This window comes from Roseibium aquae (assembly GCF_008711285.1).
Classification (GTDB): Bacteria; Pseudomonadota; Alphaproteobacteria; order Rhizobiales; family Stappiaceae; genus Roseibium; species Roseibium aquae.
Map to the genome: position 1 here is coordinate 316,137 of NZ_VXDC01000001.1, position 21,447 is coordinate 337,583.

The window sequence follows — 21,447 nt, forward strand, 5'->3', positions numbered from 1 at the left end:
CGGCTGGCACCATGCTGAGATTTCTGGCGCAACGGGTTGGTTCGCTGATCGGCAGCCTTCTTGTCGCCTCCCTTGTAATCTTTCTGGTGATCGAGGTTGTGCCGGGGGACCCGGCTGCGGTGATGCTCGGCGTCAATGCGCGGCCCGACACGATAGCGGCTTTGCGTGCCGAACTCGGGCTCGATGGCTCGGCTGTTTCCCGCTATCTGAGTTGGGTCGCCGGCATGCTGCAGGGCGACTTCGGCGTCTCCTACACCTACCGGACGCCGGTGGCGGAAATGATCGCCGATCGGCTTTGGGTCTCCGTTCCGCTGGCCCTTTATGCTCTTTGCCTGACGGTCGCGATCGCGATCCCAGCGGGGCTGCTGGCGGCCAGCCGGCGCGGCAGGATGGGTGACTACGGTGTCATCGGTGTCACGCAAATCGGGATTGCCGTGCCGAATTTCTGGTTCGCGATGATCCTGATCCTGATCTTCGCAATCAATCTGCGCTGGTTTTCGGCTGGTGGTTTCCCGGGCTGGGACGAGGGCATTGGCGCGGGGCTGAGAGCGTTGACGCTTCCAGCCATTGCGCTTGCCCTGCCCCAGGCGGCCATTTTGACCCGGGTGATGCGCTCCGCCCTTGTCGACGTGCTCGGGGAGGATTTCATGCGCACGGCACGAGCGAAAGGATTGTCCCAAAGCGCCGCAATATGGCGGCATGGTCTGCGAAATGGGCTGATCCCCGTCCTGACCATCATTGGCCTGCAATTTGCCTTCCTGCTGGCCGGCGGCATCATCATCGAGCAGGTCTTCGCGTTGCCGGGGCTCGGGCGCCTGATCTTTCAGGCGATCTCCCAGCGGGATCTGATTGTGGTCGAAAGCGTTGTCATGCTGCTGGTCTTCGCGGTGATCTTGACGAATTTTCTGGTGGATCTGGCCTATGCTGTGGTGGATCCCCGCCTGAGGAAACACCCATGAGCGGGGGCAGGAGGGCGAGCTGGTCGTTCCTGACCGGAGCAGTCTTGGTGAGCCTGTTTGCGATCGCAGCGCTGGTTTCGGTCATTTGGACGCCCCACGATGTGTCCGGCATGAACATTTCCGCGCGCATGAAGGCGCCAGGCGGGGATTATCTGCTGGGCACAGACCATTTCGGCCGGGATATGCTGTCCATGATCATGGCCGGGGCGCAGACCTCTCTGGCGGTCGCCATCATCGCGGTCGGGATCGGCATGGCGGCCGGTGTGCCGCTCGGGCTCGCGGCCGCGGCGAACCGGGGGTGGCTGGATGAATTGATCATGCGCGCCAACGATCTGGCCTTCGCCTTTCCGGCCCTCGTGATTGCGATCCTCATCACGGCCGTTTTCGGACCGAGCGCTGTCAACGCGATCATCGCCATCGGCATCTTCAACATCCCGGTCTTTGCCCGGTTGACCCGCGGTGCGGCGCTGTCGCTCTGGACGCGGGAGTTCATTCTGGCCGCACGTGTCGCGGGCAAGGGAGCGGTTCGGATTTCGGCCGAGCATATTCTTCCCAACATTGCGAACCTTTTGATCGTTCAGGGCACGATCCAGTTTTCGCTCGGGGTCCTCGCCGAGGCGGGATTGTCCTATGTCGGACTTGGCGCTCAACCGCCCACCCCGAGCTGGGGGCGGATGCTGGCCGATTCCCAAACGCTCGTCGGCCTCGCACCGCATCTGGCGCTTGTACCGGGAATGGCGATCATCCTGTCCGTTCTGGGATTGAACCTTCTGGGCGACGGTTTGCGCGACATGCTTGACCCGAAACTCCGCGTGGTCCGGACATGAGTGTTCTGGCCGTCCAAAGCCTCTGTGTTGAAGCGCACGGGAAACCGCTCCTGAAAGACGTGAGTTTCACGGTTGGAGCCGGTGAGATCGTGGCGATTACCGGCGAGTCGGGTTCTGGAAAATCGATGACCGCGCTCTCCGTCATGCGGCTCCTGCCCCACCGCGTTGAACAGACATCCGGAACAATCCTTTTGGATGGGCAGGACCTCGGCGCCCTGTCGGAGCGGGCGATGTGCCAGATCCGGGGCGGCCGGATCGGAATGGTGTTTCAAGAGCCGATGACGGCGCTCAATCCGGTACAGACCATCGGCGATCAGGTGGCGGAGACGGTGTGGCTCCACTCGGGAGCAACGCGGGACCAAGCCCGTGCCCGCGCCCGCGACATGCTCAATCGTGTCGGGTTGAACGAAGACAGTTTTCCGCTGTCGCGCTATCCGCATGAGCTCTCGGGCGGCCAACGCCAGCGCGTCGTGATCGCCATGGCGATCGCCGAACGGCCTGCGCTGTTGATTGCCGATGAGCCGACGACGGCGCTCGACGTTACGACACAGCTGCAGATCCTGGATTTGCTGAAAGATCTGGTTTCGGAGTTCCATATGGGGCTTCTGATCATCACGCACGATCTTGCAGTGGTTGCCAGTCTGGCGGACCGGCTGGTGGTGATGCGGAATGGAGAGGTCGTGGAAAGCGGGGCGACGGATGAGGTGCTGCGCATGCAGACCCATCCCTATACGCGCGCGCTTTTTGAAGCGTCCCGGCATCAGGCCTATCTGCCACCGATCCCCGAGGCGGAAAGCGGGAAGCGGCTTCTGGAGGTGCGGGACGTGGTTCGCAGATACCCGTTGCCGAAACAGGGGATGTTCCAACCGCGGCGGCATCATGTTGCGGTCGACCGGGTCAGCTTCACCGTCTCCAAGGGCGAACGGGTCGGACTGGTCGGGGAATCGGGCTGCGGGAAATCGACCCTGACCCGGGCCATTCTCGGGCTGGAGCCCGTGCAGGCCGGCGATATCCTGATCGATGGCGTCCAGCCGGACCGGGCCCGCGGAAGGGTCCAGGTGGTTTTCCAGGATCCTTATGGATCCTTCAACCCGCGCCATCGGGTCGAGCGTCTGATCGCGGAACCGTTCCACCTTCTGCCGTCTCCGCCCAATCGGATGCAACGTTCCCTCCAGGTTGCGGAAGCGCTGGAAGCCGTCGGATTGCCGGCGGCCGCCGCAGAGCGCTACATTCATGAGTTTTCAGGCGGTCAGCGGCAGCGCATCGCCATTGCAAGAGCGCTGATCTTGCGGCCTGAGTTGATTGTCCTGGATGAAGCCGTTTCTGCGCTGGATGTCTCCGTCCGGGCCAAGATCCTCGATCTTCTGGCGGATCTCTCCGCACGGTATCATTTGGCCTATCTGTTTATCTCCCACGATCTGTCGGTCGTACGGAGCATCACCGACCGGGTGATGGTGATGAAGGCGGGCAAGATCGTCGAGGACGGGCCAACGGTTCGGATTCTGGACAACCCGGACCATCCCTATACGCGGGAGCTCCTGGCGGCAGCCCCCAGATTGCCCAATTTTTCACAAGGGAGGCGTGACACGCATGCGGCTGAATCCATCTGACCTTTGGTTCGATCCATCAAAGTGCCTCATTGGCGGCACTGTTGTGGATGCGCAATACGGCCGCCTCGTTTTGGAGAATCCTTCAGACGGAACCGGACTGGCCGAAATCGCCCGCGGTGGGGAGACCGAGATCGATCAAGCGGTCGAAGCCGCGCATGCCGCACGCGAGGGAGAGTGGGGCCGTATGCCTGCCTTCGAGCGCGGACGGCTTTTGGCCCGTCTCGGACGGCTCGTTCTGGAACGCGTGGAGACGCTGGCCCGTCTTGAGGCGCTTGATGTCGGAAAGCCGTTGAAGCAGGCCCGTGCCGATGTCACCGCCTTGGCCCGCTATCTGGAATTCTATGCCGGCGCAGCCGACAAGGTGCATGGCGAGACCATTCCCTTTCAGGAAGGCTACACGGTGTACACCTTGCGTGAGCCGCATGGGGTGACCGGTCATATCGTGCCTTGGAACTATCCGATGCAGATTATCGGGCGGTCGGTTGGGGCAGCGCTGGCCATGGGCAATGCCTGCGTTCTGAAACCGGCTGAAGACGCCTGCCTGACAGCGCTCGCCTTCGGGGCGATGGCGGCAGAGGCCGGATTTCCGGATGGGGTTCTGAATGTCGTTCCGGGGCTTGGCGGCGAGGCCGGGGCGGCTCTTTCCGAACATCCGGGTGTCGATCATCTGTCCTTCACCGGGTCGGTTGCGACCGGCATTCAAATCCAGGCCGCGGCGGCACGAAACGTCATTCCCGTTACGCTTGAACTGGGCGGAAAGTCGCCGCAGCTTGTTTTCGCCGATGCCAATCTGGACCGTGCCTTGCCTTTCCTTGTGAATGCGGGGATCCAGAACGCGGGGCAGACCTGTTCGGCTTCCTCCCGGATCCTGGTTGAACGCAGCATCTTCGACCAGGTCGCAGGGCGCATGGCAGCGGCTTACAAAGCCCTAAAGATCGGACCGGCGCTCTCGGATCCCGATGTGGGTCCTCTGATTTCGGCGAGGCAACGGGATATCGTGTCCGGGTATCTGGGGCGGGGCGGCGAGATCCTCGCGGCGGCGGATCTGCCCGCCGATCTCCCGCCGCTTGGTCACTATGTTGCGCCGACGCTGCTCGCCGGTGTGTCGCCCGATCATCCCCTGGCCCAGGAAGAGATCTTCGGCCCCGTCCAGGTACTGATCCCGTTCGACACCGAAGACGAAGCGGTGGCGATTGCGAACGGTACGGACTACGGCCTGGTCGCGGCGATCTGGAGCCGGGACGGAGGCCGACAAATGCGGCTCGCCAAGTCGCTCCGGGCCGGCCAGGTGTTCGTCAACAATTACGGCGCTGGAGGCGGGGTGGAACTTCCGTTCGGCGGGCGCGGCAAATCAGGACACGGCCGCGAGAAAGGCTTTGAGGCGCTCTATGGGTTTTCAGCGTTGAAAACCGTGGCCGCCTATCACGGATAGATAATCAAATACTCCGGGAGGACAGATGAGACTGAAGGGAAAGACGGCCATTGTGACAGGCGGAGCCTCGGGTTTTGGCGCCGGGATCGTTCGCAAATTTGCGGCCGAAGGCGCGGTTGTGATGGTAGCGGATCTCAATGGGGAAGGCGCAGAAGACCTGGCGAGGCAAGTGAACGGGATCGCCTGCGCGGTCGATGTGTCCGACGGACGATCCGTGGACGCGATGGCGAGACTCTCGCATGAGAGTTTTGGAGGCGTCCCAGACATTCTGGTCAACAACGCGGGGGTGACACACTTGCCCGCTCCGCTCGAGGACATCAGCGAAGACGACTTCGATCGGGTTTTGAACGTGAATGCCAAGTCCGTCTACTTGACTGCCCGGGCTTTCGTTCCGGGCATGAAAAGCCGCGGACGCTGTGCGATCCTGAACGTGGCATCGACCGCCGGTGTCAGTCCGCGGCCACGGTTGTCCTGGTACAATGCGTCCAAGGGCTGGATGATCACGGCAACGCGGGCCATGGCCGTCGAGCTTGCGCCGTTCGGGGTCCGGGTCAATGCGGTGAACCCGGTGGCGGGTGAGACGCCGCTCTTGAAGAGCTTTATGGGCGAAGACACTCCGCAAATGCGTCAAAAATTTCTGTCGACCATTCCCATCGGCCGGTTCTCGACACCGGAGGATATCGCGAACGCGGCTTGCTATCTGTGTTCGGACGAGGCCTCCATGGTGACTGGCGTCGCGATGGAAGTCGATGGTGGACGCTGTATCTGATCGCGATCCGAATGAAAAACGGCCGGGCATTGCCCGGCCGCTTGTTCTTGGACAATCTGAGAGCGTTAAGCTTTCAGGTCGAACCGGTCGGCGTTCATGACCTTCGTCCAGGCGGCGATAAAGTCGCCGACGAACTTGCCGGCATTGTCGTCCTGGGCGTACACCTCGGACAGAGCCCGCAGCTCGGAATTGGAGCCGAAGATCAGATCGACACGGGTTCCGGTCCATTTGACTTCGCCGGTCGCCCGGTCGCGGCCTTCAAACTCTGTCTCTGACCCCGATACCGGTTTCCACTCGGTCGCCATATCGGTGACGTTGACGAAGAAGTCATTGGACAGAGTGTCTTGCTTATCGGTGAACACCCCATGCTTGGTTCCGACGTGGTTGGTGCCGAGCATACGCAGCCCGCCCACCAGAACCGTCATCTCCGGTGCCGTCAACGTCAGAAGATGCGCGCGATCGATCAGCATTTCCTCGGGCGAGAACGTGTATTCGCCCTTGGCATAGTTCCGGAAGCCATCGAACTCGGGTTCCATCACCGCGAAGCTGTCGACGTCGGTCATCTCCTGGCTGGCATCCGTCCGGCCTGGCACGAAGGGGGCCGTCACATCGAAACCGGCGTTTTTCGCAGCCTTCTCGACGGCGGCCGCGCCACCAAGAACGATCAGATCCGCGATGGAGATCTTTTCGCCATTGGGAGCGGAGGAATTGAACTCGGCCTGGATCCCTTCCAGGACACCGACGACCTTGTCGATCAGGACCGGGTTGTTCACGTCCCAATTCTTCATGGGCTCGAGCCGGATGCGGGCACCATTCGCCCCGCCGCGCTTGTCGGAACCGCGGTAGCTCGAGGCTGAAGCCCAGGCAACCGAGACCAGATTGGATATGGACAGGCCGGATGCCAGGATCTTTTCCTTCAAGCCGGCAACGGACGCTTCACTGACAAGCGGATGATCCACGGCTGGAACCGGGTCTTGCCAGATCAGGTCTTCCGCCGGAACTTCCGGACCATGATACAGAACCTTCGGGCCCATATCCCGGTGGGTCAGCTTGAACCACGCGCGGGCAAAGGCGTCGGCGAACTCCTCCGGGTTTTCATGGAAACGCTTGGAGATCGGTCCGTAAATCGGATCCATCTTCATGGCCATGTCGGCCGTAGTCATGATGATCGGAACCTTCTTGGACGGGTCTTCGGCATCCGGAGCCATGTCGGCTTCCTCGATGTCCTTCGGTGTCCACTGCCATGCCCCGGCGGGGCTCTTGGTCAGCTCCCAGTCATACTTGAACAGGACGTCGAAGTATCCGTTGTCCCACTTGATCGGGTTCGGCGTCCACGCGCCTTCAATGCCCGACGTGATGGTGTCCCGGCCCTTGCCAGAGCCATGGGACGAGGCCCAGCCGAAGCCCATTTGCTCGATCGGCGCCGCTTCCGGATCCGGCCCGACAAGCGAAGCATCGCCGGCGCCGTGGGTCTTGCCAAAGGTGTGTCCACCCGCGGTCAGCGCGACTGTTTCCTCATCGTTCATGGCCATGCGCGCGAAGGTTTCGCGAATGTCGCGGCCGGATGCCACTGGATCGGGATTGCCGTCCGGCCCTTCCGGGTTCACGTAGATAAGACCCATTTGCACGGCCGCAAGCGGGTTTTCCAGCATGCGATCGCCGGAATACCGGCTGTTGGGCTTGTCGCTTGTCGCCAGCCACTCGGTTTCCGAACCCCAGTAAACGTCTTCTTCCGGCTGCCATACGTCGGCCCGGCCGCCACCAAAGCCGAAGGTCTTGAAACCCATGGTTTCCATGGCGACGTTCCCGGCGAGGATCATGAGATCGGCCCAGGAGATCTTGTTGCCATATTTCTTCTTGATCGGCCACAGAAGACGGCGGGCCTTGTCGAGGTTGGTGTTGTCCGGCCAGGAGTTGAGCGGCGCAAACCGCTGTTGGCCTGTTCCGGCGCCACCACGGCCATCGGCCGTGCGGTAGGTGCCCGCGCTGTGCCAGGCCATGCGGATGAACAAACCGCCATAATGACCGTAATCGGCCGGCCACCAGTCCTGGCTGTCCGTCATGAGCGCCGCCAGATCCTTCTTCAGAGCGGCATAGTCCAGAGTCTTGAACTCTTCGACATAGTTGAAGCCGGGTCCCATCGGATCGACCAGCGCCGAGTTCTGGCGCAAAATGTTCAATCGCAATTGGTTCGGCCACCAGTCTTTGTTGCTGACTATCTTCCTGCCCGTGAAGGGGCAGCCCGAGCTGGCGTTTTCGGTCATTGCATCCATGGTCTCTCTCCCGTTGTGGGTTGAACGCTATTGAGCGGCAGGGTCGGTGCCACGGTAGGGTGGATATCCGACATTTTCATTGCAGCCAGCGGCAAGCTGTCGAGGGAGCGCCTTTCATCCCCAGCCGTCCCGGCCGCGTTGTTTAGAATTGTTCTATCGATTCATCGCAATCAGAGGAAGTCGATTTTACTGATTTGAATAATCAGAAAAAATTATTGATAAGCCGTCAAATGGACCCATCCCGCCAAAGACAGTTGGCAGGCTGGTTATTTGGGACCCAAAAACCGGCCTGTTCATTCCCGGTTCTCCCCATCTTCTCCCCATCGGACCGGGTCTGCGCTGCCGCCAAGGAGCCGGATGAAGCCGATTGCGGGCCGAGCCATATCGACGGATGGCTTGCTCCATTGCATAATTCTCGAATGACCCGCCGTTCCACAGCTGCCCATGCTTCTGCACCCACCCGCGTTTTTCTGGGTTTCGTGATCCTCGCGGTGATCGTGTCCCTTGCCGCGTTTCCGCAGTTTGAAAGTTTTTTCCAATCGCAAGCGGGCCAGCGCGGCAAGGATATCCTTCGTTTGACAGTCGAAGGCATCAACGGGGCTTTGAGGCGCTACGAGCCATTGCCTGGGCTGATCGCCGAACGCCCGGAACTGGTGGATCTGCTCAAGAACCCAGAGGATCCGGATCTGGTTGAACGGGTGAATGAAAACTTCCGCCAGACGGCGTTTCGTTTGCACGCATCGGATGTCTATCTCATGGAGATTTCCGGCCTCACCATTGCCGCCAGCAGCTACAAGAAGGAAAAGTCTTTCGTTGGACGATCATTCGGCTATCGACCCTATTTCACGCAGGCCCTTGAGGGGGGGCTCGGCCGGTATTTTGCGCTCGGAACCACCTCCAACGAACGCGGATATTTTTTTGCGGCGCCGGTTGAGGATCAGATGCGTGTCGTCGGCGTGGTGGCGGTCAAGTTCACGGTGGACCAGTTCGAGCAGGCCTGGCGCGAGGCGGACACAACCGTATTGGTCAGCGATCTGAATGACGTTATTTTCATGGCCAGCAATCCGGATTGGCATTTCAGAACCCTCCGGCCGCTCTCGCGTCACGATCTGGCCGAGATAGAAGTTCATCGCCAGTACCCGCTCGATCGGCTGAAACCGCTGGAGATCGAAAGGCAAGACCTCGATGATCGCGTTGGGCTTGTAACCCTCGGCGGCCCGGCTGGCCGCTCAACCTACATCGCGAGCGAGGATTACATCGCGGACGCGGGCTGGAACGTGACAGTGCTGGTCCCCACCGCCCGGGCCTTCAACCAGGCTGTCGCCGCGCTGGCGATCCTGATTCTGGTGATCGGGCTGGGTGCCTTTGCCTTTGCTTTTTATCTCCAGCGCCGCGCCCGGCTTTTGGAGCGCATCGAGGCCCAGCAAAGCGCGCAGGAACTGCTTGAAAACCGTGTGGCCCAGCGAACAGCGGATCTGAATGAAGCCAATACGCAACTGCGATTGGAGGTTCAGGAGCGCCGGACAGCGGAAGAGCAACTTCGCCGGACCCAGGCTGACCTCGTTCAGGCTGGAAAGCTTGCGGCGCTGGGCCAGATGTCGGCCGCGCTCAGCCACGAGTTCAACCAGCCGCTGGCAGCAGTCAAGTCCTATGCCGACAACTCCCTAAGGCTTCTTGACCTGGAACGGACCGCGGAAGCCCGCGAGAACATACTGCGGATCTCTCAGATGGCCGACCGGATGGCCTCTATCTCAAAGCATTTGCGGAACTTTGCCCGCCGGCCGCAGGAGCGGGCTCGCCCGGTCGCGCTCGGACCCATCGTAAGCGACGCGCTCGCCATTCTGGACTCCCGTCTGAAGGCGGCGAATGTGGATCTCGTCCTCAAAGGACCGGTTCCGCAGGTCTCGGTGATGGGTGGTCATATCCGGTTGCAACAGGTGATCGTCAATCTTTTGAACAATGCACTGGATTCAATGGAAGGCAGTCTACAGCCGCGCCTGGAGATTTCGATCTGTGACGACGGTTCGAATTGCCGGATCTGCGTGCGGGACAATGGTCCCGGCCTCGATGAAACGGCCCTGGAAAACATGTTTGATCCGTTTTTCACCACCAAGGAGCCCGGCAAGGGGCTGGGACTTGGATTGTCGATCTCATTCAACATCGTCAAAGATTTTGGAGGGCGTTTGTGGGCGGAAAACCATCCCGAAGGTGGCGCGGTTCTTCAGGTTGAAGTGCCGCAAATCACCAACATTGCAAACAACCCGGCGATGACAATAGAAGCAGCCCAATGACCGCCCAACCCGTCCTTTTCGTGGATGACGAGGAGCATCTGCGTTTTGCCGCGCGGCAAAGCCTGGAGATCGAAGGGCTGGATTGCCTGTGCTTTGCCGATGCCGAGCAGGCCTTATCCAGGATTACCCGGGACTTCCCCGGAATTCTGGTCAGCGACATCCGGTTGCCGGGCACCGATGGTTTGACGCTGATGCGCAAGGCTTTGAGCATCGACCCCCAATTCCCGGTCATTCTGGTGACGGGGCATGGCGACGTGGAGCTGGCCGTCAACTCTATGCGCGAGGGGGCCTATGACTTCCTGGAAAAGCCGTTTGCACCGAGCCGTCTGGTTGAGACCGTCCGGCGGGCGCTGGAAAAGCGCCGGCTCACCCTTGAAAACAGGTTTCTGCGTGAGCAGGTGGGCGCGCGCAAGGCCGTTGAAACCCGGCTTCATGGCCGCAGTCCGGAAATCGAGGCGGTCCGGCAGAAAATCCGGGCGGTCGCGGCCACGGACGTTGATGTCCTCATCACCGGTCCGACGGGCGTCGGAAAGGAAGTGGCCGCCCATGCCCTGCATGAAGCATCGGCCCGCGCAGCCATGCCCTTCCTGCATATCAATTGCGGGGCTTTGCCAGAGGCGCTGGTCGAAAGCGAACTGTTCGGACATGAAGCAGGTGCTTTTCCCGGTGCTATGCGGGCCCGCATCGGACGATTTGAGGCGGCACGGGGAGGGACGGTTTTTCTGGATGAAATCGACAGCCTGTCCTGGGGCTTGCAGGCCAAACTCCTGCATGCAGTTCAAAACCGTTTGATCACCCGGCTTGGGTCAAACGATCCAATCGAGCTGGATATCCGGTTTGTCGCGGCCAGCAAGCGGGATCTGGAGGCCGCGTCACGGGCGGGCGACTTCCGACCCGATCTCCTCTACCGGCTGAATGTCGCAACAATATGCATCCCGTCGCTTTCTGACCGGCGCGAGGATATCCCAGGGCTTTTTTCCCAGCTCGTTGGCGAGGCAGCGGCGCGCTACAAGCGGGAGGCGCCAGAGATCTCGGGCGCGGTTCTGGCCGCAGTTGCTATTTGCGATTGGCCTGGAAATGTTCGCGAATTGCGAAACGCGGCCGATCGGTTTGTGTTGGGGCTAGATCTCGGTCTGGCTCCACAAGGTCCATTCGCCAGCGGCCTGTCTACCGGAGCGCTGTCCGATCGTATGGCTGTCCATGAAAAGGCGTTGATCGCGGCGAGCCTGGCCGCCCATGGCGGGCAATTGAAGGCGACATACGAGGCCCTGCAGATTTCCCGCAAGGCGCTCTACGAAAAAATGCAAAAGTATGGCCTGGCACGCGAGAACTTCCTGGAGGAGCATTAAGGTCCGAAGCGGTGTGTCGGAATGCGCCCTTAATTCCGCATTGGTGTTTCCCAAGTGACCCATCTGTCCGGCCTGGCCGGGGCTTATTTTGGAGCCGGGTGTCTTAACCCCTTGTCAATCGTCGAACTTGCGCCTTGTGTTGCGGGCGGCACGCCGTGGGAGGTGTGCGGGAGAGGCTTGTCCTTCTCCCGAAGAAAAGCCGGGCCATTGATACATCATCACGGACCCGGATCAGTCAGGAGGAAATCATGAAGTTCACAGTCATGACAGGAACGCTCGTCGCCTTGGCGATGGGAGCAACGGTTGCAACCGCTGAGGACCGGACCGGTTGGCCGGAGAGCTTCACCGTGGGCACGGCGTCACAAGGCGGGACGTTTTTCGCCTATGGATCAGGCTGGGCAAACCTCGTTGCCGAAGAGCTGGGAATTTCCGGCGGCGGCGAAGTGACCGGCGGCCCGATGCAGAACATGGCGCTGGTTCACACCGGTGACGCGCAATTCGGCATGACCACGATGGGTCCGGCGGCCGAGTCGCTGGCCGGTACGAACCCGATCGCGCCGGGACTGCAGATGGACAAGGCTTGCGCCATGTTCCCGATGTATCAAACACCGTTCTCGATCACTGCCTTGTCTTCGTCCGGAATCACCTCCGTCGCGGATATCCCGGCCGGGGCGAAAATCGGCTTCGGTCCGGCGGGCTCAACATCGGACACCTATTTCCCGCGGATGATGGAAGCCCTCGGGATCGAATTCGAACGCCGCAATGGTGGCTGGTCGGACTTGGGTGGCCAGTTGCAGGATGGTCTTTTGGACGTGATTGCATTCGCAGCAGGTGTGCCGGTTCCGGCCGTCAGCCAGCTTGAAGTGCAGACCGATATCAACATTATCGAGTTCACGCCGGAAGAGCAGGCCAAAATCATCGAAGCCTTCCCGGTTTCCGCGTTTGAAATCGCCGCTTCGACCTACTCGACGCTGGAAAACCCGGCACGCTCGGTTTCCATGTGGAACTTCGCGATCGCCAACTGCGACCTGCCCGCTTCGTTCGTGAAGGCCGCTGTCGACGTCGTCATGTCCGACAATGAGCGGATGGTCGGCATTCACAAGGCCGCCCGCTCCACCCTGCCGGAGCATTGGGACAAGAACAATGTCCTGAAATGGCATCCGGGTGCCGCCGAGTGGTTCAAGGAGAACGCCGGCGCCAACATCCCCGATGACATGATCTACGGCAACTGATCCACTGCGCCTTGGCGCAGGTCGGTCAGCACCGGGCAACTTTGGTCCAGAAGCTGAATGATCCCAAAATATTGAAGCATCGGGTGTTTCTCGAACACCCGATGCTTGAGACCTATAACAATCCCGGAGAAGCCATGAGTGTGCGGTGCCGGGCCATAACATGCTACAGTCCTCCGGCAGACCGCCTGCCTGGAGAAGGGGGGGACCATGACATCAGCAACACCATCCGATACTGAAGACGAACACGTCATCGCCAAAGGCGTGGACGAAGAACCGGTCGAGGCGAATCGGCGTCTGTTCACCGGCAGTTCACTCGCGCTCATGAGCGTGGCCGGCGCCCTTTATGCGGCCTTTCATATGGCAGCATTGAACGGCATATCGATCTACGAAATTACGGGCATTCGCATCCCGTTGCTGCCCGCCTTCCCGATGGAGACCTGGAATTTCCGGATCGTCCACGTGGCGGGCGCGCTCATTCTCGGCTTTTTGATGTTCGGTCCGCGGTTGACATTTCCCGAGAAGGGGCAGGAAACCCCGGTCCTCGGCTATGCCGCATATGTGTTGATGGCGCCGGCGCTTTTTGCGCTTGGAATGGCCTTTTCATTCGCGGTTGAGATCAGCAACGGCGTGATGTGGAACGGCATCGACGCAAGGATCCGCTTCAACGAGACCTACTATTTCGGTTTGCCGCTGATCATTGCGACCGCAGGCGGTATCGCTCTGTCCTGGTTCCACCGGCGCGAGCGGTCCGGGTTTTCCGCTCCCGACGTCGTTCTGAGCGTCTGCGCCGTGGCGGTCGCCACCTACCTGATCACGATCTACGGCACACTGATGCGGAATTCGACCGGAACCCCGTTCGCTCCGATAGGGATTTCAATCGCTGCCGTGGCAGGTACTGCCCTGATCATGGAACTGACCCGCCGGGTAGCCGGGATGGCGCTTGTCGTGATTGCCAGCATCTTTCTCGTCTATGTTTTCATCGGCGACAAGCTGCCCGGCTTCCTCAACTCGCCGGCCATCACCTGGCAGCGGTTCTTCAGCCAAGTGTATACCGATGCCGGGATCCTGGGGCCGACGACCGCCGTGTCTTCGACCTACATCATTCTGTTCATTATCTTCGCGGCGTTTCTCCAAGCGTCCAAGGTTGGTGACTACTTCGTCAATTTCGCGTTTGCCGCAGCCGGGCGCGCCCGGGGCGGTCCGGCGAAGGTCGCCATTTTCGCATCGGGCCTTATGGGCATGATCAATGGCACGTCGGCGGGCAATGTTGTGTCCACCGGTTCGCTCACGATCCCTTTGATGAAAAAGGTCGGCTATCACCGCAAGACGGCCGGAGCCGTGGAAGCGGCGGCCTCGACCGGCGGGCAGATCATGCCGCCGATCATGGGCGCCGGGGCTTTCATCATGGCGGAAATCACCGGAATTCCCTATACCGACATCACCATCGCGGCGATTATCCCCGCGATTCTCTACTTCGTATCGGTCTACTTCATGGTCGATTTCGAGGCGGCGAAGCTTGGGATGCGGGGCATGCGTTCCGATGAACTGCCGAAACTGGCGGTCATGGTGCGTCAGGTCTATCTGTTCTTCCCGATCCTGATCCTGATCTACGCACTGTTCATGGGGTATTCGGTGATCCGGGCCGGCGCACTGGCCACCATCTCAGCGGCCGTCGTGTCGTGGCTCACCCCGTATCGGATGGGGCCGCGTTCGATCTTCAAGGCCTTTGAAATCGCGGGCCACATGTCGATCCAGATCATCGCTGTGTGTGCCTGTGCCGGGATCATCGTGGGCGTGATCTCGCTGACCGGTGTTGGCGCCCGGTTCTCGGCCCTGTTGCTGGGCCTTGCCGACACCAGTCAGCTTCTGGCCTTGTTCTTCGCCATGTGTATCTCCATCCTGCTCGGCATGGGAATGCCGACAACGGCCGCTTATGCCGTTGCCGCGTCTGTGGTTGCCCCCGGGCTCGTTCAGTTGGGGATTCCTCAACTCACGGCGCACTTCTTCGTGTTCTACTTCGCGGTCCTTTCGGCGATCACGCCGCCTGTGGCTCTGGCGAGTTACGCGGCGGCCGGGATATCGGGAGCAAACCCGATGGAGACCTCAGTGACGTCCTTCAAGATCGGAATCGCGGCGTTTATCGTGCCGTTCATGTTCTTCTACAACTCAGCCATCTTGATGGACGGGACAGTGGTGGAAATCGTGCGGGCGGCCGTGACGGCGGTTGTCGGCGTGTTCCTCTTGAGTTCCGGCGTTCAAGGCTGGTTCCTCGGCAAGTCCGCCGTCTGGTTCTTGCGGGTGGGGCTCGTGGCTTCGGCCTTGTTCATGATCGAAGGCGGGCTGGTGTCCGATGCCATCGGATTGGGGATCGCGGCCGTTGTCCTCGCCGTGCAGCGTGTAATCCATCCCAAACCCGGAGCCACGGTTCCGGTGCGGGGCGCGGATTAGAGAAAACGAGAAAGCCCCGGACATCCGGGGTTCTCTTACGATGATGACAAGGCCTGTTGATCCCCTCATCCTGAGGAGGTCAGCAGGATCGTCTCGAAGGATCTGCAGCGCCCTTTTGTTTTGGCTGCCGATCTTTCGAGGCTTCGCTCTGCTTTGCACCTCAAGATGAGCTACAGGATCAGCCGCACCTTTGTCAGAAGTCTGAGAAAGCTCCGGACATCCGGGGTTTTCTCACGACTGGCCGCAAACGGATTTTTCCCTGTTCGCGAGAGCATTCCAAGTGGCCTCACACTGGGTGGATCAAGGTCCTGTGGTCCTGAAGCCCGTCATTCCGGACGGGGCAAGAGTGTGTCTACCCGGACCTCGCCCGCAGCCGTTGACGCGGTGCCAAGGCGCTTGGCCAAGTGCAGCGCCCCGTCAAGCGCGGTCCCTTCCGGCCGGCGAATGCAGGCGGAAATTTCAGGGGCAAGATAAGGCCTATAGGCCGGACCCAACCCTCCGAGCAAGCACAGGCGATCGCCCGGGCTCCAAGCGAGGGCTTGAAGACCGCGGCCAATATAGTCGGCCCCCGATGCCATGAGATCCTGCCCATTCCGGTCGCCTTTCTCCGCGGCTTCCACAACCAAGGGGGCCAGCGCCGCCAGTTCGGCGGGCCGGGCGGCTCCGACAAACGACAGCATGGCGGCAAGGCTGCCGTCGAACCGCCGCCAGATCGTGTCGGTCAGAGGTGTGTCTGCCACGATCCCGTCCCGGGCATGCAGGGTCCGTGCAAGGACTGCTTTGGCGAGCCAAACGCCCGACCCTTCATCCCCAAGATCCGCACCATATCCGCCCAGGAAACGGGTGCCATCGGGACCTTGGCTGGCCAGAAACGATCCGGTCCCCATGCTGGCGACAGCTCCGGCGGTCGACCCCAGCGCGCCAACTACGGCGCAGGGCCGGTCATCTTCCACCATGACCCGCGCGCCGGGCAGTTCCTTCGCGATCTGACGTGCCTGGGCCTCGTCCACCACCCCGGCCAATCCGGCATAGATGAAGGCCGACGAAAGGCGGTTGGGATCAAGGCCGGCCTGCGCCAGGATGCTGACCAGCCCGTCCTTGATGGTTCCCAGGGCTCTTGAGCGATCGGTATGAACGTTGGCACTGCCAAGCTGTGTTTCATACCTGCCGGTATGCGTTTCCAGCGCGAACCGGCAAGTGGATCCGCCGCCGTCGATGCCAATGAAAAGCGGGGATGTCCAATCTGTCATCTGGGTGTTCCTAAGCGGCGGCCGCCACCCGGTTGGCCGGGCGGGCTGATAATGCGGACTTTGGACGCACGCGACCATCGATCATCATGCGCTGCCTTTTTGGGAAATGATGAAGGGGCGGCCTTTCTTTCCGTTAGTGGCGTGGGTTTCACTCGCCAGGATGGCGAACCCGGCGGTTGCGATCGCAGCTTCCAGTTCGTTGGTGCGCAGACTGAGCAGATGCGGCGCCTTGCCGATGGCCTGAAGAGCGGGAAGAAGCGCGTAGCGGATCAACGGATTCATGTCACCGAGGCATGGGGTTTTGGAAATGAACAGCCCGCCCGGTGCCAGAAGCGCGTGGATGTGTTCGAGCGCCCCGGCAAGATCAGGAACAAGGTGGATGTAGTTGAAGCCGAGAACGGCCTGAAACGATCCCTGATCCTGGTCGACGGTGACGGCTGTTGCGACCTTGAACGACAGTCCCTCCACCGGTTCGGCGTCGGCCTTTTCCCGGGCTATGCGGATCATCTCAGGCGAAAAGTCGGTTGCCAGATAGGTCTTGACCGCACTGGCAAGGCGCAAGGCGGTGGAGCCAGTGCCGCAACCAAGCTCCAGAACGGTATCGTCCGGCTTGAGAAGCGCGCGCGTGCGGTCCAGCGTGCGTTCATAGCCAGCCGGATCGGAGATTTTGAATTTCGCGTACTTTGTTGAAATGCGATCCCAGAACCGGGGGTCTTCCGATTTCGTCATACTGCTCTCTCATCGTTGATACAGGATGGGGCACGTCAAACCCCGCAATTGACGGCTGGTGCGAAGTCCTATCAAATCGGCGGGCAAAAGTCCGGTCACGGAGACGCGTCATGTGCAATCGGCTTGGCAAGTTTTACTTGAGCCCCCTGTTCTTGCTTTTCTTTTGGACCATTGTCGGCACATTTTGGCTGTCCGGACCAGGCTTGGCCGGTGAACGCCATGCCCTGGTGATCGGCAATGCGGATTATACAAGCGACACCCTGACCGCTCTCAAGAACCCCGCCAACGACGCGGCGCTGATCGCGGACAGTTTGCGCATTGCCGGTTTTGAAGTGGAATTGGTGCTCAATGCCGACCTTCGCACCATGAAGCGGACCGTTCGGGATTTCACGGAGACCTTGAAGCAGGCTCCTGAGGGCAGCATTTCGGCGTTCTATTATTCGGGTCATGGGTTTGAGGCCGGCGGGAAGAATTATTTGGCCCCGCTCAACGCCGATCTTCGGGACGAGATCGACGCCGAGTTCGAAGCCCTCTCGGTCGACTGGGTGCTCAATGCTGTCGAGGCCTCCCACGAAGGAGCCAATATCGTCATTCTGGATGCCTGCCGGAACACGGCGCTGACGCGGTCCGCGGGAGGAACGGCCGGGGGCTTCTCGCTCCTCACCAGCACGCCACGCGGGACCTTCATATCGTTTGCGACCGCGCCTGGCAGCACGGCGACGGACGGCGCCGGGCTCAACAGCCCGTACACCGCAGCCATTGCCCGGGAAATGCTCGTACCGGGCGCGTCCATCGAGGCTGTCTTCAAGCGCGTTCGCCTTCATGTTGTCGATGCGACCCGTGGGGAGCAAGTGCCCTGGGATCACTCCTCGCTGACCACGGATATTGTCCTTCTGCCGGATGCGGCGACAGCCCCGGCGGGCGGACAACCGGCAGGGCCGCAAAGCGAAAGCGTTGTTCAACTGGAGCTCCAATTCTGGAATGACGTCAAGGAGTCCAACGACCGGACGGAACTGGAGGCGTATCTGGAACGCTTTCCGAACGGCGCCTTCGCGGATCTGGCCAGAACCCGGCTGGCCCAAGCGGGGTCAGGTGCCTCGGGGCAGATCGAGCAGTTGTTCGCAAAGATCCAGAGCCGCTCGCTTCTGGTGGAGAATCCGCAGCGGCCGCATGAGTTCTATGCGAATGCACGGCTGAGGGAAATCAAGGGCGATTATCCGATGGCCCGGCAGGACTATCTGAAATATTTCGCTTTTGGTGAGCCTCAAGTCGACCCGCATGTGCGCTTTCAGGCTGTCTTGAAGATCCAGGAAGGGCGCACCGGTGCGCGCGAGGTCTACAATGCCTTTTCTCAAGGGCGGCGGGACCCAACGACCTTGTTTGCGGGCATTCTTCTGGAGGAGCGCGACGAGCGGATCCGCCGAATGGAGGCGTTCCTGACCGCTTATCCCGATTTCACGCCGGCCTACTATGAGCTCAGCCGGGAGTTTTCCGCTGCCCGCGTCGGCCAACAGTCTCTGGCGGATAAGACCAGTGAACAGGAGTTGTTGACGAAGTTCATGGAAGGCGTCGACGATGGGCGCTTCCTGCGGTACTTCATCGACCAGCAGATGGCGGCGGACTGGCTTGAGGACGCAAGGACGCGCCTTGCGGCCTTGTCGGTTCTCAACACCGCCGCTCTGACCAACCCGATCAAGCTCAATCCCATGCGCTCAAACCAGGGGTGGATGGTCAGTCTGGCCATTGCCGACAGGGTCCAGGAAATCTTCGTCCAACTTCCGGACCAGGACTTCAAGTCGACCGGTTTTCTGGACAACTCCTTCGATCCGACCACAGGCCGGCCAATTGCTTATCCGATGTTCGAGCTGCCCGGAAACGCTGAGGCCATGGACATTGCGGTCAAATACACAGACATCCGCGGCCAGGAGCAGGGGCCATTCCCCATCCGGTTCAATCCGAATATGGCTCTCGTGGCCAGCCAGAAGAGCATTCTGGAACGCATGCCGAACGGATGGATCAGCTACCAGGACTTTGATGGCCGGCGGCTCGCTTATTTCACCCATCTGATCAGCTATCGCTGCGCCATTTCTGAAGTCCGTTATGGGCTCGACACTGAAACGCCCGATCAGTCCTTCGAGATTGGCGAGTGTGACCCGGACAATCCGCATGCTATTCCCAGCAGCGGACCCGGCTCGACGGTGTTTACCGATATTCCGAAGCCAACCGAATTCATGTCGGTGCAACTGACCTATGCGGATGGCTCCCAATCTCAAGTCCAGCGTTTCGATGCCCCGAAATAGACCGCATGCCGCGTTTGCTTGCGCTTCGCAGGCGTGTTGAATGAGCGATCCGGTGGCACCTGGGCGTCCGGCACGCGGGCCATGGTCACGTTTTGCCAGCGGCATAGTTGCTGTTTTGCTTGCCATTCTGGTCGCCCTGCCGGTCGCCGGCCGTCTGGATCCGATCCTTGGGGATTTCGCCGTTCTCAATCTCGCACCCGATGACAGCGGGGCGCGGGACCGGATCGTCGTGGTTACCATCACAGAGGACACGCTGGCCGGCTTTCCCTATCGCTCCCCGATCGACCGCGAGTTTCTGGCCGAACTCCTCTTGACCCTCGATCGTATGGATCCGGCAAGTGTCGGCCTCGACATTCTGCTCGATGGTCCGAGCGAGCCTGCCAAGGACGCGGCCCTGCTCGGCGCGCTCGACACGATCCAGACCCCGGCTATTCTCGCCAGCGTATCGGACAGCTTTCTGACTGTTCGGCAGTCGGCATACCTGAAGGAGGTTCTGGAAGACCGGGTAGCCGGGTCTGTCGAACTCCAACGCGACGATGCCGACGGCATTCTGCGGCATTTGCCCAAGCGCCAGGATGACACCCCGCTTTTCACCGAAGCCGTTGCCGGCAAGGCATTTCCCGTGAGTCATTTCGACAACCGGATCCGCTATCAGGCGCATTCTGGCGCATTCGCGAAATATCCCGCACACACCGTTGCGTTTCTGCCGGAGGATTGGTTTGCCGAAAAACATGTTCTGATCGGTACGGATCTGCCGGGAGTGGATCGACATCCCACGCCCTTGGCGTCATTGGAAGGCGCAGCTTCGGGGAGCCTGGCCGGCATCGAGGTCCATGCGCATGTGCTCGCGCAATTGTTGTCCGGACGAACCTTGCCGGTGCCCACATTTGCGCAAACCATCGGGCTGCTGAGCATCATCACGGTTGTTGCCGCGCTTGGGTTTTCGCTTGTCAATCGCCCGAAGACATTCTTTGTCTGGTTCGCGGCCGCCCTGGTTTCCTATCTGGGACTTGCGTTTGCCGGGATGCATGAGGGTGTCTTTGTGCTGCCCGTTCTTGGTCCGGCGGTGGCGGCACTGACCTGCGTTTTTCTGCTGGCGCTGGTCAAATGGCGTCATGACCGGATGGAGCGGGCCTTTGTCGTTTCCGCTTTTGAAAAATATGTCAGCCCGGCGGTGGTCCGGCGTCTTGCCTCCGGGGAGGTTCCGCTTGCCCTGGGCGGCGAAAAACGCCTGGTCACATATATTTTCACCGACCTTGAGGGGTTTACATCCCTGTCCGAAAAGCTGCCTCCGGATCAGGTTGCCGATATCCTGAATGGCTATCTGGATGCGGTCTGCGATGTCGTTTTCAAACATGGGGCGACGCTCGACAAGCTTATCGGCGACGCTGTGGTCTGTTTTCTGGGCGCGCCGGAGGACAATCCGAAGCAAGCCGAAACGGCAGTGGCTTTGGCGCTTGAGTTGGATGCGACAGCCGAGCAATACAGGGCATCGCTCCAAAAGCGGGGTGTCCGTTTGGGTGTGACCCGTATCGGTGTGCATAGCGGGGAGGCGGTCATCGGCAATTTTGGAGGTGGACGCTTCTTCGACTACACCGGGGTGGGGGACACGGTGAACACGGCTGCCCGTCTTGAGGGGGCCAACAAATACCTCGGATCCCGGATCTGTGTCAGCGAGGCTGTGGCGAGCGCGTGTCCAAACCGGGCCTTTCGCCCGCTCGGCGATCTTGTTTTAAAAGGCCGCAGTCAAGGGCTGCGATGCCATGAACCCTTGTCCGAAACCGAGGCTGAGGAAGACTGGGTCGCGGACTACCGCGAGGCCTTCAAGCTTCTGGGGAGCGGGAGCGCCCAGGCGCAAACCCTTTTTGAACGGGTGTTGAGCTACCGTCCGCAAGATGGTCCGAGCCGCCTGCATCTCAAACGCTTGCGAAACGGGGAAACCGGCGCGACAGTTGTCCTGTCGGAAAAATAGAGCGCA

14 protein-coding genes are annotated in these 21,447 nt (G+C 60.7%); 11 read left to right on the top strand and 3 right to left on the bottom strand.

Annotated features, from left to right (window positions below; all coding sequences use genetic code 11):
* Positions 1-11 precede the first annotated feature (11 nt).
* The 5 genes from F0184_RS01380 to F0184_RS01400 are packed head-to-tail and all read left to right on the top strand — an operon-like array spanning position 12 to position 5,597.
* Positions 12-959: an ABC transporter permease gene (locus F0184_RS01380; RefSeq protein ID WP_150493686.1), complete on the top strand. Its 948-nt coding sequence runs from the start codon at positions 12-14 to the stop codon at positions 957-959.
* Entirely contained in the window at positions 956-1,786 is an 831-nt protein-coding gene (locus tag F0184_RS01385) for an ABC transporter permease (RefSeq protein ID WP_150493688.1), read from the top strand. The genes F0184_RS01380 and F0184_RS01385 overlap by 4 nt, the downstream gene beginning before the upstream one ends.
* Complete coding sequence (locus F0184_RS01390; protein WP_150493690.1) at positions 1,783-3,396, top strand: ABC transporter ATP-binding protein; 1,614 nt, start codon at positions 1,783-1,785, stop codon at positions 3,394-3,396. Before F0184_RS01385 ends, F0184_RS01390 begins: the two co-directional genes overlap by 4 nt.
* Positions 3,377-4,828, top strand: a complete 1,452-nt coding sequence (locus tag F0184_RS01395; RefSeq protein WP_150493692.1) for an aldehyde dehydrogenase family protein — start codon at positions 3,377-3,379, stop codon at positions 4,826-4,828. The genes F0184_RS01390 and F0184_RS01395 overlap by 20 nt, the downstream gene beginning before the upstream one ends.
* Positions 4,829-4,853: 25 nt before the next feature.
* Positions 4,854-5,597 carry an SDR family oxidoreductase gene (locus F0184_RS01400; protein ID WP_150493694.1) on the top strand — a complete coding sequence of 248 codons (744 nt, stop codon included), beginning with the start codon at positions 4,854-4,856 and terminating at the stop codon, positions 5,595-5,597.
* A 65-nt stretch (positions 5,598-5,662) separates the two neighbouring features.
* Here F0184_RS01400 and katG read toward each other — a convergent pair whose 3' ends face one another.
* Complete coding sequence (katG, locus tag F0184_RS01405) at positions 5,663-7,870, bottom strand: catalase/peroxidase HPI (RefSeq protein WP_206668287.1); 2,208 nt, start codon at positions 7,868-7,870, stop codon at positions 5,663-5,665.
* Positions 7,871-8,289: 419 nt separating this feature from the next.
* Here katG and F0184_RS01410 point away from each other — a divergent pair, with 419 nt between their 5' ends.
* The 4 genes from F0184_RS01410 to F0184_RS01425 all read left to right on the top strand — a co-directional run bounded on the left by F0184_RS01410 (position 8,290) and on the right by F0184_RS01425 (position 15,190).
* On the top strand, positions 8,290-10,161 hold the full coding sequence (locus F0184_RS01410) for a sensor histidine kinase (protein WP_150493696.1): 1,872 nt from the start codon (positions 8,290-8,292) through the stop codon (positions 10,159-10,161).
* A complete protein-coding gene (locus F0184_RS01415; protein ID WP_150493698.1) occupies positions 10,158-11,510 on the top strand; it encodes a sigma-54-dependent transcriptional regulator in 1,353 nt (450 codons plus the stop codon). The genes F0184_RS01410 and F0184_RS01415 overlap by 4 nt, the downstream gene beginning before the upstream one ends.
* Positions 11,511-11,758: 248 nt before the next feature.
* Positions 11,759-12,742 (top strand): TAXI family TRAP transporter solute-binding subunit, encoded by a 984-nt coding sequence (locus tag F0184_RS01420; RefSeq protein WP_150493700.1) that lies wholly within the window; start codon positions 11,759-11,761, stop codon positions 12,740-12,742.
* A 207-nt stretch (positions 12,743-12,949) separates the two neighbouring features.
* Positions 12,950-15,190: a TRAP transporter permease gene (locus F0184_RS01425; RefSeq protein WP_150493702.1), complete on the top strand. Its 2,241-nt coding sequence runs from the start codon at positions 12,950-12,952 to the stop codon at positions 15,188-15,190.
* A gap of 326 nt (positions 15,191-15,516) precedes the next feature.
* On the opposite strand, the gene F0184_RS01430 is transcribed toward F0184_RS01425, so the two are convergent.
* Both F0184_RS01430 and F0184_RS01435 read right to left on the bottom strand, forming a co-directional pair.
* Positions 15,517-16,440, bottom strand: a complete 924-nt coding sequence (locus F0184_RS01430; protein WP_172971940.1) for a glucosamine kinase nucleotide-binding domain-containing protein — start codon at positions 16,438-16,440, stop codon at positions 15,517-15,519.
* Positions 16,441-16,524: 84 nt separating this feature from the next.
* Positions 16,525-17,169 (bottom strand): class I SAM-dependent methyltransferase, encoded by a 645-nt coding sequence (locus F0184_RS01435; RefSeq protein ID WP_150493706.1) that lies wholly within the window; start codon positions 17,167-17,169, stop codon positions 16,525-16,527.
* A gap of 110 nt (positions 17,170-17,279) precedes the next feature.
* Between F0184_RS01435 and F0184_RS01440 the strand changes: the two genes are divergently transcribed.
* Complete coding sequence (locus F0184_RS01440; RefSeq protein ID WP_150493708.1) at positions 17,280-19,469, top strand: caspase family protein; 2,190 nt, start codon at positions 17,280-17,282, stop codon at positions 19,467-19,469.
* Positions 19,470-19,509: 40 nt separating this feature from the next.
* Entirely contained in the window at positions 19,510-21,441 is a 1,932-nt protein-coding gene (locus F0184_RS01445; RefSeq protein WP_150493710.1) for an adenylate/guanylate cyclase domain-containing protein, read from the top strand.
* The last annotated feature ends 6 nt before the right edge of the window (positions 21,442-21,447 follow it).